Source organism: Rhodococcus sp. NPDC049939 (assembly GCF_040656415.1).
Classification (GTDB): domain Bacteria; phylum Actinomycetota; class Actinomycetes; order Mycobacteriales; family Mycobacteriaceae; genus Rhodococcus_F.
Genome location: NZ_JBFAMC010000003.1, coordinates 128,190 through 142,210 on the forward strand (window position 1 = coordinate 128,190; position 14,021 = coordinate 142,210).

Annotated in this window: 17 protein-coding genes; 6 read left to right on the forward strand and 11 right to left on the reverse strand. The window is 63.0% G+C overall.

Annotation, left to right across the window (positions count from 1 at the left end; genetic code table 11):
- Positions 1 to 83: 83 nt before the first annotated feature.
- Positions 84 to 1,388 (forward strand): NAD(P)/FAD-dependent oxidoreductase, encoded by a 1,305-nt coding sequence (locus AB0I57_RS12835; protein ID WP_358335278.1) that lies wholly within the window; start codon positions 84 to 86, stop codon positions 1,386 to 1,388.
- Between the two features lie 9 nt (positions 1,389 to 1,397).
- Positions 1,398 to 1,901 (forward strand): NUDIX domain-containing protein, encoded by a 504-nt coding sequence (locus AB0I57_RS12840; RefSeq protein ID WP_358335281.1) that lies wholly within the window; start codon positions 1,398 to 1,400, stop codon positions 1,899 to 1,901.
- Positions 1,902 to 2,241: 340 nt separating this feature from the next.
- Here AB0I57_RS12840 and AB0I57_RS12845 read toward each other — a convergent pair whose 3' ends face one another.
- The 9 genes from AB0I57_RS12845 to kstD all read right to left on the reverse strand — a co-directional run bounded on the left by AB0I57_RS12845 (position 2,242) and on the right by kstD (position 8,785).
- On the reverse strand, positions 2,242 to 2,592 hold the full coding sequence (locus tag AB0I57_RS12845) for a hypothetical protein (protein WP_358335283.1): 351 nt from the start codon (positions 2,590 to 2,592) through the stop codon (positions 2,242 to 2,244).
- Between the two features lie 83 nt (positions 2,593 to 2,675).
- Positions 2,676 to 3,032, reverse strand: coding sequence for a hypothetical protein (locus AB0I57_RS12850; protein WP_358335286.1), 357 nt, complete (start codon positions 3,030 to 3,032; stop codon positions 2,676 to 2,678).
- An 84-nt stretch (positions 3,033 to 3,116) separates the two neighbouring features.
- A complete protein-coding gene (locus AB0I57_RS12855) occupies positions 3,117 to 3,476 on the reverse strand; it encodes a hypothetical protein (protein WP_358335289.1) in 360 nt (119 codons plus the stop codon).
- Between the two features lie 72 nt (positions 3,477 to 3,548).
- Positions 3,549 to 3,881: a hypothetical protein gene (locus AB0I57_RS12860; protein ID WP_358335291.1), complete on the reverse strand. Its 333-nt coding sequence runs from the start codon at positions 3,879 to 3,881 to the stop codon at positions 3,549 to 3,551.
- Between the two features lie 84 nt (positions 3,882 to 3,965).
- Positions 3,966 to 4,325: a hypothetical protein gene (locus tag AB0I57_RS12865; protein WP_358335294.1), complete on the reverse strand. Its 360-nt coding sequence runs from the start codon at positions 4,323 to 4,325 to the stop codon at positions 3,966 to 3,968.
- A 129-nt stretch (positions 4,326 to 4,454) separates the two neighbouring features.
- On the reverse strand, positions 4,455 to 5,393 hold the full coding sequence (gene puuE / locus AB0I57_RS12870; protein ID WP_358335297.1) for an allantoinase PuuE: 939 nt from the start codon (positions 5,391 to 5,393) through the stop codon (positions 4,455 to 4,457).
- A 123-nt stretch (positions 5,394 to 5,516) separates the two neighbouring features.
- Positions 5,517 to 6,047, reverse strand: coding sequence for an NlpC/P60 family protein (locus tag AB0I57_RS12875; RefSeq protein ID WP_358335300.1), 531 nt, complete (start codon positions 6,045 to 6,047; stop codon positions 5,517 to 5,519).
- 169 nt (positions 6,048 to 6,216) lie between these two features.
- A complete protein-coding gene (locus AB0I57_RS12880) occupies positions 6,217 to 7,077 on the reverse strand; it encodes a MaoC/PaaZ C-terminal domain-containing protein (RefSeq protein WP_358335303.1) in 861 nt (286 codons plus the stop codon).
- Complete coding sequence (kstD, locus tag AB0I57_RS12885) at positions 7,067 to 8,785, reverse strand: 3-oxosteroid 1-dehydrogenase (RefSeq protein WP_358335306.1); 1,719 nt, start codon at positions 8,783 to 8,785, stop codon at positions 7,067 to 7,069. Before kstD ends, AB0I57_RS12880 begins: the two co-directional genes overlap by 11 nt.
- 138 nt (positions 8,786 to 8,923) lie before the next feature.
- On the opposite strand from kstD, the gene AB0I57_RS12890 reads away from it, so the two are divergent.
- Genes AB0I57_RS12890 through dmpG form a run of 3 tightly spaced genes read left to right on the forward strand, consistent with a single transcriptional unit; the run spans position 8,924 to position 11,683 of the window.
- Positions 8,924 to 9,709: a 2-keto-4-pentenoate hydratase gene (locus AB0I57_RS12890; protein WP_358335309.1), complete on the forward strand. Its 786-nt coding sequence runs from the start codon at positions 8,924 to 8,926 to the stop codon at positions 9,707 to 9,709.
- A 10-nt stretch (positions 9,710 to 9,719) separates the two neighbouring features.
- A complete protein-coding gene (locus tag AB0I57_RS12895; protein WP_358335312.1) occupies positions 9,720 to 10,622 on the forward strand; it encodes an acetaldehyde dehydrogenase (acetylating) in 903 nt (300 codons plus the stop codon).
- On the forward strand, positions 10,619 to 11,683 hold the full coding sequence (dmpG, locus tag AB0I57_RS12900) for a 4-hydroxy-2-oxovalerate aldolase (protein WP_358335315.1): 1,065 nt from the start codon (positions 10,619 to 10,621) through the stop codon (positions 11,681 to 11,683). Before AB0I57_RS12895 ends, dmpG begins: the two co-directional genes overlap by 4 nt.
- A gap of 29 nt (positions 11,684 to 11,712) precedes the next feature.
- Here the strand turns inward: dmpG and AB0I57_RS12905 are convergent, their stop codons facing one another.
- Positions 11,713 to 12,090: a VOC family protein gene (locus tag AB0I57_RS12905; protein ID WP_358335318.1), complete on the reverse strand. Its 378-nt coding sequence runs from the start codon at positions 12,088 to 12,090 to the stop codon at positions 11,713 to 11,715.
- Between the two features lie 177 nt (positions 12,091 to 12,267).
- Here AB0I57_RS12905 and AB0I57_RS12910 point away from each other — a divergent pair, with 177 nt between their 5' ends.
- Positions 12,268 to 13,812, forward strand: a complete 1,545-nt coding sequence (locus AB0I57_RS12910; protein ID WP_358335321.1) for a hypothetical protein — start codon at positions 12,268 to 12,270, stop codon at positions 13,810 to 13,812.
- On the opposite strand, the gene AB0I57_RS12915 is transcribed toward AB0I57_RS12910, so the two are convergent.
- Positions 13,791 to 13,970, reverse strand: coding sequence for a hypothetical protein (locus AB0I57_RS12915; RefSeq protein ID WP_358335324.1), 180 nt, complete (start codon positions 13,968 to 13,970; stop codon positions 13,791 to 13,793). The genes AB0I57_RS12910 and AB0I57_RS12915 overlap by 22 nt on opposite strands.
- Between the last annotated feature and the right edge of the window lie 51 nt (positions 13,971 to 14,021).

Below are 14,021 nucleotides of genomic sequence, written 5' to 3' on the forward strand. Positions count from 1 at the left end.
TGGTTCATACGCAACGCTAAGCAGAAGTTGCTGCTCAGACGCAGGTTGCTGCTCAGACGCAATAGGAAATGGAGGGGATCTCGATGAATCGCACGCAGGTCGTCATTGTTGGATCGGGATTCGGCGCCCTTGCGGCGGCGAAGAAGCTCGGCAAAGCCGGTACACCGTTCGTGTTGATCTCCGAGACCACCGAGCATTTGTTCCAGCCGTTGCTGTACCAGGTCGCGACCGGCGTGATCTCACCTGGTGAAATCGCCCCCTCCATCCGCGAGATTCTCGCCAAGTACCCCAGCGGCGACGTCCGGCTGGGTCGTGTCGTCGACGTCGATCCGGACGAGAAGGAAGTCGTCTACGAGGCGGGTGGCGTACGGCACACCATTGGCTACGACAAGTTGATCGCGGCGACCGGAGCGCGGCAGGCGTACTTCGGTCAGGACCAGTTTGCCGATGTGACGTACGCCCTCAAGACCGTCGCCGATGCCGACCGATTGCGCAGGCAGATCGTTCGTTGCTTCGAGGAGGCGCATACCACCGCCGACGCTGAACGTCGCCGTGACCTGTTGCACTTCATCGTGATCGGTGCGGGGCCGACGGGTGTCGAATTGGCGGGGCAGATCAAGGAATTGGCCGGTCGCTACTTCGAGAAGTCGCTCGGACACATAAACGCTGACGAGGTAACCGTGACCCTCGTCGAGGGTGCGGGGGAAACCCTGCCTGCGTTCGGCGGCAAGCTCAGTCGCTACACCCAGGACTCGTTGGAACGCGCGGGTGTCGAGGTCGTGCTGGGCACCATGGTGACCGATATCGACGAGACCGGCGCGACGCTGTCGTCGCCGGGCAACGGTTTCGAGAAGCGCCTGACTGCGGAGACGATCATCTGGTCGGCAGGAATCCAAGCCAACGATTTTGCTGCTGTGCTCGCGGAGCGCACGGGCTGCGAGACCGGTCGTGGAGGGCGTCTGCTGGTCGACGAGGACCTCACGGTGGGCAACTATGACGACATCTATGCGATCGGCGACATGGCATCGCTGAACGACCTACCGGCCCAGTCCCCGTTTGCGATGCAGGGTGGCCGTCACGTCGCGGCAATCATCAACGGAAAGCGCCCCGCCGGAACGCCCTTCAAGTATCGCGACAAGGGAAGCATGGCGATCATCAATCGCTTCCGTGCCATTACCCGCGTCGGCAAGATCGAGCTGACCGGTGCAATCGCCTGGTTCCTGTGGCTTGCCGTGCACCTTGTCTACCTCGTCGGCTTCCGTAACCGATACGTCGCGGTTCTGTCGTGGTGTGGATCGTTCCTCGGCCGCCGGCGCCCGCACTTCCACTACGCGCAGGAGATCGAACCGGTAGAGCGGAGCGAAAAGCCAGAGGTCGCCGCGGCATAGAGTGGGTCGATGACGGTCACCAGCGCCGGCGTTCTGCTGTACCGGATCGACAACACAGGTGTGCTCCAAGTGTGGATCGCGCACATGGGTGGGCCGTTCTGGGCGGGCAAGGACGAGGCAGCGTGGTCGATCCCGAAGGGCGAGTACACCGAGGGTGAGGATCCGTATGTCACGGCGATGCGCGAGTTCGAGGAAGAGATCGGCGCACCGGCACCAGCCGGGGACTACGAGTTGCTCGGCGAGTTCCGACAGCCTTCACGCAAGGTGATCACGGTATATGCGGCGGAGGTGGGTGAAGAGATCGCTTTCGTCGCAAGCAACCTGTTCGAGTTGGAGTGGCCGCCCCGATCGGGGAAGCGGCAGCTGTTCCCCGAGATCGACAGTGCGCGATGGTTTCCGGCGAGCGTTGCGGAAGCGAAACTGGTCAAGGGTCAGCGTCCGATGGTGCGGGAACTGTGTGACCGTCTCGACGGACGCGGCCGGTCGTTCACGGCCGGCCCGCCTCCGACGTGAACGGGGTCTCCTCGGAATGTCGAAGTGCCTGCCTGATAGGGCGTCATCGACGGCCCACCGTCTGTGCCTTGGAACTGCGGAAGTCTTTGAGGTCCAACACCTCCAGGTTGCATTGGTTGCGTCGGCCTAGATGATGTGGGCGAACTGGTTATCGTAGTCGATCCAGAACTTCGGCAGCCACTGCTTCATCCTCCGATGGTTCGAGCGAGGTCATGACGAGGCATCGGGAACTCCTGCCGTGGACCTGAAACGGACCCGCACCTCAAAAGTGGGTGCGGGTCCGCTTCTGTATTGAAGTACGTTGTTTCAGTTAGTGCTTCAGGTTCAACCTGAGTGACCGTTACTTTTTGTTGAGATCGGTCCACTCCTTCGGCGGCCAGACGGTAAGGGATGGCCGGATAGGCGAATTGAACCCGAGCTCCAGCTCCTCCAAGTACACTCGGCGCCGCTGCTCCGCTTTCTTCGCCTGGGTGTCGTACTCCTTGGCCGCGTCCTCCGCGGTGTCCTCTCTGATCAGGAACGTCCGCTCCCCGTCAGGGTTCGGTAACGGTTCGACCCGACCGGCGACCATGTGCGGGAGATACACGCCGGGATACCCATGGACGACGAGGACTCCGGGATACAACTCACACGCCAAGCGCTGATACGGGGGTTCGTCCGTGGTGATGTGCGTGGCCTCGACCTCGATCATCTCTACTACGCTAACCTCACTTAGTCGTCATGGGGGACAACGGCGTACGGGATGCCCCGCGCGGTCGGTAGCTTCGCGAGTGGTTACTTCTTGTCGGCGTTGTCGAAGAACCGTTCGTTGTAGGCAGCCCATTCACGCGGCGGCCACACAGTTTGCGACACCGTAGCGGAGAGAGAGTGCGGCCACTCCCGCGAGATCTCGGCCATCCCCATCTGACGGTCGTACTCCTCGGCAGCCAACTCGGCGACACGATCCGTGATCAGGAATGTGCGTTCACCGCCCGGATTGGGCAACGGATCAACCAGCTTACCGGCCTCCCTCACCGTGAACGGGCCACTGATCCCGTCGAAGACGAGGATGCCGGGATACAGCTCGCACACCAACCTCCTGTCCTCGGGATCGATCTCGTTGGTGATGTGCGTGGCCTCGACCTCGATCATCTTTACGACCCTAACCTCACTTAGTCGTGATGGGGGACAATGGCGTACGGGATGTCCCGGCGCGGTCAGGAGTTTGGTGGGTGGCTACTTCTGGTCGGGATTGTCGAAGAAATGCTTGTTAGAGGCAACCCATTCACGCGGCGGCCACACACTAGGGGCCCTACCCATGACGTCATCGTTCTCCCTTTGGAGTGCGGCGTAGTCGACGTTCTCCTGATACATTTCCGCCGCCTCCTCTGCCGTGCTCTCGTAGATCGGGAACGGTCGGTTACTGCCTGGAGGCAGGGGAACGACCCGGCTCCCGAAGGAAATCACCGAGGATGGGGAGTGGAACCCGTCGATGATTAAAATCCCCGGATACAGCTCACACACCAGCTGCCGTCTACTTGGGTCGCTTTGAGTAGTGATGTGGGTGGCCTGCACTTCCATCCGCTTCTCGCCCATCGGTTTTCCTCCTGTTCGGCGGCGACCACCCTATACAGAATGTTTTACGCGGTCAGTCGCTTCAAGAGGTGGCTACTTCTTGTTGCGATCGGTCCACGCCTTCGGCGGCCACACGGTATCCCACACCAGAGGAGGGAGGGAGCGGGGCTGTTGCAGTGCGCCCTCGACCCTTCTCATCTGACGGTCGTACTCCTCGGCGGCTAGCTCTGCGGTTCTTTCCGTGATGGGGAATGTGCGCTCACCGCCCGGATTGGGCAACGGATCAACCAGCTTGCCGGCCTCCCTCACCGTGGACGGGCCACTGGACCCGTGGAAGACGAGGATGCCGGGATACAGTTCGCACACCAACCTCCTACGCTGCGGATCAATCTCGTTGGTGATGTGCGTGGCCTCGACCTCGATCATCTCTACTACCCTAACCTCACTTAGTCGTCATGGGGGACAATGGCGTACGGGATGTCCCGGCGCGGTCAGGAGTTTGGTGGGTGGCTACTTCTGGTCGGGATTGTCGAAGAAATGCTTGTTAGAGGCAACCCATTCACGCGGCGGCCACACGCTGGGGGCCCTACCCGCGAGGTGATCGTTCTCTCTCAACAGTGCGGCTTGCTCGACGCTTTCCTCATACATTTCCGCCGCAAGATCGGCGGTGAACTCGAAGATCGGGAACGGGCGGTCACTGCCTGGATGGAGGGGCGCGACCCGGTTCCCGAAGGTAATCACCGAAGTCGGGCCGGGGTGCCCGTCAATGACCAGGATCCCCGGGTACAGCTCACACACCAGCCGCCGTCTGCTCGGGTCGCTTTGAGTAGTGATGTGGGTGGCCCGCACTTCCATCCGCTTCTCGCTCATCAGTTCTCCTCCTGTTCGGCGGCGACCACCCTATGCGAAATGTCCCTTGCCTTCAGGAGTTCACGACCCCTACGACTGTTGATCGGGTTGACGAATCCGAGCATCTGGACGACCGAGAGATCGATATCCCTACCCTTCAGGCCGGTGCACGTCGCGCCAGTGGCGGGCGATCTCTATCCGTCTCGCCACCCATACCCGGTCGTGTGACTGCACGTGGTCGAGGAAGCGCTCGAGTGCTGCGATACGGCCCGGCCGGCCAACGATGCGGCAATGCAGCCCGACCGAGAGCATCTTGGGGGCACCGGAAACTCCCTCCGCGTAAAGGACGTCGAACGCATCGCGCACGTGCGTGAAGAACTGCTCCCCGCTCGGAAATCCAACCGGTGTCATGAACTTCATGTCGTTGGTGTCGAAGGCGTAGGGCACCACGAGATGGTCGACTTGTAGACCGCCGGACGTAGGCACCTTCACCCAGTATGGAAGATCGTCGGCGTAGGAATCGGAGTCGTATTCGAAGCCGCCGTGCTCGACGAGAAGCTCGCGGGTGCGCGGTGAATCGCGCCCCGTATACCACCCGAGTGGTGCGGCCCCGGTGAGTTCTCGCAGGATCTCCACCGCCTCGGCGATGTGTTCACGTTCCATGCTCTCGTCGGCGAGCTCGTATGACCTCCACCAGAGATGGTGGCAGGCGATCTCATGACCCAGTTCACGAAAGGCGCTGACGACCTCGGGGTTTCGCTGCAGTGCCTTGGCCACCGCAAAAACTGTCAGTGGCAGACCTCGTCGCTCGAAGACCCGGAGCACCCGCCACACTCCGGCGCGAGAGCCGTATTCGTAGATCGATTCGGTGCTCATGTGCCGAGTCGGAACCGCCTGCGTCCTGTGGAACTCGGACAGAAGCATCTCCGACGTCCCGTCACCGTGCAGCACGTTGCTCTCGGCACCCTCCTCGTAGTTGAGGACGAACTGGACAGCGATCTTCGCGCCGCCTGGCCACCGCGGGTCGGGCGGATGCGGCCCGTATCCAACTAGGTCACGTGGGTAGCTGGTGTCCGAGTTGGGGGTCATGATTCCAACCATGCCGGGTCAACTGCCGTATGCGCCAACAAATCGGTCGCAGACGAGTTCTTCGAAGACGCTGACGAGGTCGGTGCCGGCCGAACGTCCGCAGACGCACGCCCCCAGCGCTTCTCAGAACCTCTTGATGCTGTGGATGTTACGGAAACCCGACAACGGGGTCAGACCCACCGGCGTTCCGGTTGCGTACGAGTTGAACACCTGTCCGAAGCCCGCGTAGATCCCGACATGTGACGCGTCGTTGAGCAGGATGACGTCGCCGGGAGCCAGCGCCCACAGCGGAATGTTTGCACCGACGTTGGCCTGATCCCAGGTGACACGCGGGAGGTCCACCCCTACCTGCCGGAATGCCCACTGCACCAGACCCGAGCAGTCCCACGCGTGAGGACCCGTCCCACCCCACAGGTAGGGCTTGCCGGTCTGTGTCGTCGCGACCGCGAGCGCGGCCAGGCCCGTCGGGCTGGGAATGGGTGTCGGGATGACGGAAGAACCCATGGACAGTGATCCGGTAATGCCACCACCACTACCTGAACTCCCGGACGGTGCCGCGTGGGCGGGAACTGCCACCAGGGCCGTCGCGCAGAGTGCGAGACCGCCGGTGACGACAGCACGTTTAACGGGGCGGAGATAGTTGCGTTGGGACACGGGGTCCCCCCTTTGTTCGCTACTGCTCGCGGAGAGAAGTGGAACCGCCCCGATCATCGGTAACACGTCTCGATGAGGTCACAAAGGATCGTACAAAGGGTTGCAGCATCGTGTCTGCGGATTGCTCAAATCCGCTTTAGCTGCGATAAGAAGGATTGCTTTCCGGTAACTAGGCCATGGAGAGAACCACATCCGCCAGCGCAGGAGCGTTGTCTCGTTCGGGAACCGTGGCCGAGATCAACAGTCTGCCCTCGTCCTTCCAGATTCGCGTGTGGAGCGTTTCGCCAGGAAACACCACGCCCGCGAACCTGGCCCGGAATCCGGCGACCGCGGACACGTCCGCATCGAGGACCTCGTCGACCGCCGCCTTGCACACCATTCCGTAGGTGCACAGGCCGTGCAGAATCGGTGCGGGAAAACCTGCGGCTGCTGCAAATTTCGGGTCGGAATGAAGTGGGTTTCGGTCGCCGCACATCCGGTACATCAGTGCCTGCTGGGGCAGCACGGGGGTCTCGACCTCGGCGTCAGCGGGACGGTCGGGCAACTCGATGGACTGCGATGGCCCGCGCTCACCACCGAAACCGCCTTCGCCGCGCGCGAAAATCGACGATCGACTCGTCCACAGCGGGGTGCCGTCGAGTTCGGTGGTGGTCGATTCCTGGACGATCACGGCGGCCTTGCCCTTGTCCCACACGTCAGCGATACGCGTGGTGGTGCGGGCCTTGCCCTCGGGTGGGATGGGCCGGTGCACAGCCACTTCCTGGGTTCCGTGCACTACCTTGGCCAGGTCGATCTCCACGCCCGGAAACGACACGCGCGGCGCTTCGGTGGCATGGAAGTTCGCGGCTACGGTGGCGAAGGTGGGGAGAACCTGTGGCGTCCCGTCGGTGAGATACCGCAACTCGTTCTCGTCCAGGGGACGAGAACCGGCGCCGAGTGCCAGGTGATAGTGCTGCACGTCCGAGCTGGTCCAGGAAAACTCCTGGTTCGGTAGCTCGGCGCCGATGGCAATGTTCGGATCAATGGGCATTTGTCGTGTCTCCGGTGAGTGACGTGGGCGAATCGGAGTCGCTCGACTTCGCGAGGACGTCCAAAATCGCAAGGTAGCCGAATGTCATCGCGGGGCCAATCGTTGCGCCGGGACCGGCGTAGGTGTGCCCCATGACCGGACCGCTGGCGTTGCCTACCGCATAGAGGTTCTCGATGGTGCTCCCGTCCTCGCGGAGCACGCGCGCATTGCTGTCGGTGCGGAGTCCGCCCTTCGTGCCGAGGTCGCCGGGGACCATCTTGACTGCGTAGAAGGGCGCCTTCTCGAGCGCACGTAGGCTCGGGTTCGGCTTGTTGCGGGGATCCCCGTAGTAGTGGTCGTAGCCGCTCTCACCTCGCCCGAAGTCCTCGTCTTTGCCCTTGCGCGCGAAGGAGTTGAAGCGCGAGACCGTCTCGGTGAGTGAGTCCACGGGCACACCGATCTTCTCGGCCAGTTCGGCCACGCTTTTCGCCTCGACGATGATGCCGGCCTTCCGCCAGCGACGGGGGAACGGGGAGCGAGGGGTGATTCCGGCGAACGCGTACCGGTCGCGGTATCGCTGGTCGATGATGAGCCAGCACGGAATGTTCTCACCCGGCCCGTCGCCCTGGCCGTGCTTGCCTCCGTACATGGCGTGTGTCGCCTCCACATACGGCGCGGATTCGTTGACGAAGCGCTTGCCGGATTGGTTGATCATGATGCAGCCCGGCAGACTCCGCTCGGAGAGCGCGAACCAAGGTCCGCCCGTGAGCGGGATGCACGGGCCCCACCAGGCGTCTTCCATCAGATCGAGTGCGGCACCTAGTTTCTGGCCCGCCCAGATGCCGTCACCGGTGTTGGCCTTGGCACCAACGGTCCATTCGGTGCCGATCGGTGCGCGCTGGTATTTCTTGCGAGCCTCATCGTTGTGCTCGAAGCCACCAGAGGCGACGATCACCGCGCGGCGTGCGCGAATGACCTGTGGCCGGCCGTCGACTTCGGCCTCGACACCCTTGACCACGCCGTCCTCGACGTAGAGGTCGGTGAGTGGGGTTTCGAGCAGAATCGGTACGCGGGAGGCCTTCAGTCCCGCAAACAGTCCCGCGACGAGTGCCTGGCCCAGGACGAGCAAATGCTTGCCGGTCAGTTTCGCGCCGAGGAAACGGAGGCCGACCCGGGCCGCACGCAGTGGGCCGCGAGGGTGGCGCATGAGCAGGTTGAGCCAGCGGAAGTCGGCCTGGGTGACAACGAAGTTCGGTGGGGCCTTCACATAGGCGGGTTCGAGTTTGTCGAGGTCTTCGCCGAGTTTGCGGCCGTCGAACGGTGCCGGTTCGACCGACCGTCCTCCCAACCGTCCGCCGGGCGCCTCTGGATAGTAGTCGGAGTACTCGGGTACCCACTTCAGCTTCAGCGGGCTGTTCTTCAGCACGAATGACAGCATCTCGGGGCCGCGATCGAGGTAGGTGTCGATTCGGTCCTTGGGTACGACGTCGCCGATGATGCTGTGCAGATAGGTCCGCGCAGCCTCGGCGGTGTCATCGACTCCAGCCGCGACGAGGACCTCGTTGTTCGGGATCCATACACCACCACCGGAGCGGGCAGTGGAACCGCCGAAGTGCGCGGCCTTTTCAAGGATCACCACACTGAGTCCCTTGTGGGCTGCGGTGAGGGCTGCGGTCATCCCGCCGGCGCCACTGCCGACTACCACGATGTCGTATTCATGCTTGCTCATGTAGAACACGTTATAGAATGATGACGTTGTCAGTCTATCGTTTCTGCCTGGAAGTATTACCGACACCGACAAACAAGAACGAAACACGTTGCAGTTGTTCCGACGGGCGTGTGCAACTTCAGGGAAGGTCCGTAAACCATGCTCTCTGCGCAAATACGAACCGAGTTGGCGGATCGGCTCGACGCCGCAGAGCGCGGTCGCGCTCCAATCGGCCCACTAACCACTGTCCATCCTGACATCGACGTTGTCGATGCCTACGAAATCCAGTTGATCAACATTCGTCGCCGGGTGCAGGCCGGCGCGAAGATCGTCGGGCACAAGGTGGGCCTGTCTTCGCTCGCGATGCAGCAGATGATGGGTGTCGACGAACCCGATTACGGGCACCTGCTCGCCGACATGGAGGTGTTCGAGGATCAACCTGTGGATACTTCGCGGTTCTGCTATCCGCGCGTTGAGGTGGAGGTCGGGTTCGTTCTCGGCGCCGACCTTCCCGGAGCCGACTGCACCGAACAGGACGTCCTGGATGCGACCGTGGCATTCGCGCCGTCCATCGAGTTGATCGACAGTCGTATCACCGACTGGAAGATCGCCTTGCCGGACACGATCGCCGACAACGCTTCGTCCGCCGGCTTCGTGCTTGGCAAGAACCGGGTGCGACCGCAAGACATCGACATCAAGAACATCGATGCGGTCCTGACGCGAAACGGCGAGACCATCGCGGAGGGTCGTAGCGACGCCGTGCTCGGCAATCCCGTGACAGCTGTTGCGTGGCTTGCGCAAAAGGTCGAGGGTTTCGGTGTCAGATTGAAGGCGGGCGACATCGTGCTGCCCGGTTCGTGCACCCGCGCCATCGACGCTCGCCCGGGCGATCACTTCCGCGCCGACTTCCGTGGGCTCGGATCCGTAACCTTGCAGTTCAAGTAGGAGTTTGTTCATGACCAAGGCAAGTGTCGCCATCGTCGGTTCGGGCAACATCAGCACGGACCTGCTCTACAAGCTTCAGCGGTCGCAGTGGCTCGAGCCTCGATGGATGATCGGGATCGACCCCGAGAGTGAGGGTCTGGCCCGCGCTCGCAGCATGGGTCTCGAGACTTCCGCCGAGGGCATCGAGTGGCTGCTCGATCAATCGGAGAAGCCCGATCTCCTCTTCGAAGCCACCTCGGCGTACGTGCACCGTGCGGGCGCACCGCTGTACGAGGCAGCGGGCATCCGGGCAGTCGATCTGACACCCGCGGCCGTCGGGCCTGCCGTGGTCCCGCCCGCGAACCTGCATGAACATCTCGAAGCTCCCAACGTCAACATGATCACCTGCGGCGGTCAGGCCACCATTCCGATCGTCTATGCCGTCTCACGAGTCGTCGACGTCGCCTACGCCGAGATCGTCGCCTCGGTGGCATCGGTATCCGCCGGGCCCGGTACCCGCGCGAACATCGACGAATTCACCAAGACCACCAGCCGTGGAATCGAGACCATCGGTGGCGCCCAGCGGGGCAAGGCGATCATCATCCTGAACCCCGCCGACCCGCCGATGATCATGCGCGACACGATCTTCTGTGCGATCCCGGAGGATGCCGACCGCGCCGCGATCACCGATTCCATCCATCGAGTGGTCGCCGACATCCAGGAGTACGTTCCCGGCTATCGGCTCTTGAACGAGCCACAGTTCGACGACCCGAGTGTGGTGTCGGGCGGACAGGCCACGGTCACGACGTTCGTCGAGGTCGAGGGTGCAGGCGACTTCCTGCCCCCGTATGCCGGAAACCTCGACATCATGACGGCGGCAGCAACCAAGGTGGGCGAGGAGATCGCCCAGAAACTCCTGAGTGTGGAGGCATGAGCACAATGGTCCACTTCGACGCAGGCTGGGACATCCGTGTCACCGACACGTCTCTGCGCGACGGTTCACACCACAAGCGTCACCAGTTCACAGGTGAAGAGGTCCGCGCTATCGTCGGCGCGCTCGACGGCGCCGGGGTTCCGGTCATCGAGGTGACACATGGTGACGGCCTCGGCGGCTCGTCCTTCAATTACGGCTTCTCGAAGGTTCCTGAGCAGGAATTGATCTCGATCGCTGTCGATACCGCGAAGAACGCGAAGATCGCGTTCCTGATGTTGCCGGGTCTGGGGGTCAAGGACGACATCATCGCAGCTCAGGAAAATGGAGCCTCGATCTGCCGTATCGCGACGCACTGCACCGAGGCGGACGTCGCTATCCAGCACTTCGGGCTGGCCCGCGATCGCGGTCTCGAGACCGTCGGATTCTTGATGATGGCGCACTCCATCTCACCTGAGAAGCTTGCCCAGCAGGCACGGATCATGGCCGATGCAGGCTGCCAGTGCGTGTATGTAGTGGACTCCGCCGGTGCGCTCGTCCTAGAGCAAGTGTCCGACCGCGTCGAGGCGCTCGTGCAAGAACTCGGCTCGGATGCGCAGGTCGGTTTTCACGGGCACGAGAATCTCGGCCTCGGCGTGGCCAACTCGATCGCCGCGATCCGCGCGGGTGCCAAGCAGATCGACGGCAGCACAAGACGTTTCGGTGCCGGAGCAGGTAACGCACCGGTCGAGGCGCTGGTGGGGGTGTGCGACAAGATCGGCGTCAAGACCGGCATCGACTTCTTCGCGGCCGCCGACGCCGCCGAGGACATCGTGCGACCCGCCATGCCCGCCGAATGTCTGCTCGATCGCCAGGCGCTGATGATGGGCTACGCCGGCGTCTACTCGAGCTTCCTCAAGCATGCCGAGCGTCAGGCGCAGCGGTACGGCGTATCGTCTGCCGAGCTGCTGGTCCGTGCGGGAAAGCGCAAACTCGTCGGCGGCCAGGAGGATCAGCTCATCGACATTGCCCTCGAGCTGCAGAAGGAGGCAAATTCGGCTGGGTCGACGGCGAGTGCTTCCTGAGCGGAGGAAGTCCGCCGGAACTCACATCGTCAGCCGGCTGTCTCCCACAATCCGACGACGTTGCCTTCGGAGTCGGTGAAATAGGCGGCAAACCCCATGTTCCCGACGGGTGTTCGCGGTGAAACGGTCTTTCCGCCGAGGGACTCGATCTTCGCCAGTGCTTCGTCGATGCTCTCGACGTCCACGGTGACCACGGGGGAGGTCACCTCACCGCGCTGCATCATGCCACCGTTGATGAATCCTGGCTCGTCCGGCATTCCGCTCTCGCTGACGGGTCCGGTACTGACCATGGTGTAGTCCATTTGGGGGATTTCGGCGATGTTCCACCCGAACGCATCCCGATAGAACCCTCGGGCGCGGTCACCGTCGTCGAAAGGGATTTCGAAATGTACGATTCGGCCTGCCATGACACGCCTCCCGTTCGGCTGGTGCCGCCGGATCCGGCGACACGATCCAGCCTATGTCGCCGATTCTGCACGCGATACCCACGACACGCGCGCCCAATGTGACATCTCGTTTCCAGACCTGCGGTGAGGGATCATGGAAGCTGATTCGACAATCAGCAGTTCCAGGGACATGGCCCGGTGAACGGATACCAGAGACAATGGATTCGGTGGTCGCCCTTTGCGGCCGTCGCGTTGGCCGTCGTCGTCCTGGCCCTGACCGGCGTGGTGCCTACCTGGCCGGGGCTGGTGCATCTCGTTGCACTGCCGCCGGTGGACCAGTTCGCGGATCTTCGGATTCTGCTGTTACGCACTGACTCCTGGCCGCAGTTCATAGTCCTGGCGGTTATCGTGTCGGCCGGCCGAATCGTGGTGCTGTCCTGCCTGATGGGTGGACTCGATCGGCACAGATTGCGCTTCGCCACACTGTTCTACGCAACGATGCTGGGCCCGGTGTTCATCGCGACCTTCCTCGATGCGACCGCGTTCGCGATGCTGTATTCGCGGGTGTTCTGGCCTGCGGTAGCGCTCATCGGAGTGCTGGTCCTTACCTTCGGCGCGGTTCCGTGGCAGGAGAGCACCAGACTGCGCGCCGCGATCGGCGCTGCCTGGCGACGTGGCCTCCGGGTGGAGGTGATCGTGCCGTACTGCCTAGTGCTTCTCATGCTGGGCGCTCTGGCGGACACTGTGCCGTCGCTGACCGTGCCCCTCGTGCCGGTGTCCGCCATGGCGACCGGATTCGCGATATGGGGGATGAGCCGTGCCCCGCTCACCCGACCGGTCGTCGCGCTCACGGCCGCCGTCGCCGTCCTCGTCGCCAGTTCCGTCGTGTTCGTGCAGACACGAACTTACGCAGAACCGGATCCGTCTCCGCACCAACAGGGTTCACTGCTTCTCATGGCGGGAATCGACTCGGAGTCCGGGACCAGCGGGGTGCATCGCACCGATGTTCAACGGCTCGGCTACGACTGTGAACAGGTCTATTACTTCTCCTATGCCGGGCCAGGTGACGGGCAACCGCAGCGCGATGCCCCCTGCCCCCTCCGCACCGGTGCCCCGTACGGGCCTGAAGACACCCAACGCCCCGTGGAAGAGCAGGTTGCGCTCCTTGCCGAGCAGACCCGGGCGCTGCCACGACCGCTGGCCGTGATCGCTCACTCCCAGGCGGCCTGGATTGCCTGGGAAGCAGTGGCGACAGGTCGAGCGCACGTAGACACGCTGGTGCTCGTGGGCGCCTTCCCCGACGATCCGATCGGATATCTCCCCGAGGGCGTAAGTGGGCGTGGCCGAGTGTTCAGCGATCTGCTGCACTGGGCGGTACCGGTCGCGGATCTGTTCTCGTTCCAGTTCTATCCCGATGGCCCGGCCTCGCGGCAACTACTCGGGACCGTGGGCAGTGTGCGCACCATTCTCGCCAGACCGCTACCTGGGCAGGTCCGAGTTCTCGATGTCTCATCGACGGCCGATCTTCCCTTGATGCCGAGCGGGGAACGCCTGCCTGGAGCGGAATGTCCCGTCCGCGCCCCGCATTCGCAATTGCCACGTTCCCCCGCGTTCTACGACGCCGTGATCCGCTTCCTCAACCACCGCGATCCGCCGCCCTGCCCGCCGTGGCGAGAGATGGGTGCGGCGCTGACGCGCGCGTTCGGTGTGGCGCCGACCGATCACCCGCGCAGCGGACGGTAAGCGGGGAGGTGGAGTAGCTCACGCACCATCGCCGACTCGAGACGCACGACGATGCGGTCGATCGCAGCCGACTGGTCGGGTGTCGAGTCGGCCAACCCGAGCTGTTCGACCAGCGCGCGTCTGATGTGCGGATTGATATGAGGCGAGTTCGTATTCACTGAACCGGAATCGCTCTCCCGACCGCCAACCACTGGCCGCGGTCGTCGATG

What these genes read in the sequence shown, in the direction of transcription:
- AB0I57_RS12880 (WP_358335303.1), bottom strand. Translation starts at nt 7,077, where the DNA reads ATGCCCATTGATCCGAACATTGCCATCGGCGCCGAGCTACCGAACCAG.
- AB0I57_RS12845 (WP_358335283.1), bottom strand. Translation starts at nt 2,592, where the DNA reads ATGATCGAGGTCGAGGCCACGCACATCACCACGGACGAACCCCCGTAT.
- dmpG (WP_358335315.1), top strand. Translation starts at nt 10,619, where the DNA reads ATGAGCACAATGGTCCACTTCGACGCAGGCTGGGACATCCGTGTCACC.
- AB0I57_RS12890 (WP_358335309.1), top strand. Translation starts at nt 8,924, where the DNA reads ATGCTCTCTGCGCAAATACGAACCGAGTTGGCGGATCGGCTCGACGCC.
- kstD (WP_358335306.1), bottom strand. Translation starts at nt 8,785, where the DNA reads ATGAGCAAGCATGAATACGACATCGTGGTAGTCGGCAGTGGCGCCGGC.
- AB0I57_RS12865 (WP_358335294.1), bottom strand. Translation starts at nt 4,325, where the DNA reads ATGAGCGAGAAGCGGATGGAAGTGCGGGCCACCCACATCACTACTCAA.
- puuE (WP_358335297.1), bottom strand. Translation starts at nt 5,393, where the DNA reads ATGACCCCCAACTCGGACACCAGCTACCCACGTGACCTAGTTGGATAC.
- AB0I57_RS12840 (WP_358335281.1), top strand. Translation starts at nt 1,398, where the DNA reads ATGACGGTCACCAGCGCCGGCGTTCTGCTGTACCGGATCGACAACACA.
- AB0I57_RS12855 (WP_358335289.1), bottom strand. Translation starts at nt 3,476, where the DNA reads ATGGGCGAGAAGCGGATGGAAGTGCAGGCCACCCACATCACTACTCAA.
- AB0I57_RS12860 (WP_358335291.1), bottom strand. Translation starts at nt 3,881, where the DNA reads ATGATCGAGGTCGAGGCCACGCACATCACCAACGAGATTGATCCGCAG.
- AB0I57_RS12905 (WP_358335318.1), bottom strand. Translation starts at nt 12,090, where the DNA reads ATGGCAGGCCGAATCGTACATTTCGAAATCCCTTTCGACGACGGTGAC.
- AB0I57_RS12850 (WP_358335286.1), bottom strand. Translation starts at nt 3,032, where the DNA reads ATGATCGAGGTCGAGGCCACGCACATCACCAACGAGATCGATCCCGAG.
- AB0I57_RS12835 (WP_358335278.1), top strand. Translation starts at nt 84, where the DNA reads ATGAATCGCACGCAGGTCGTCATTGTTGGATCGGGATTCGGCGCCCTT.
- AB0I57_RS12895 (WP_358335312.1), top strand. Translation starts at nt 9,720, where the DNA reads ATGACCAAGGCAAGTGTCGCCATCGTCGGTTCGGGCAACATCAGCACG.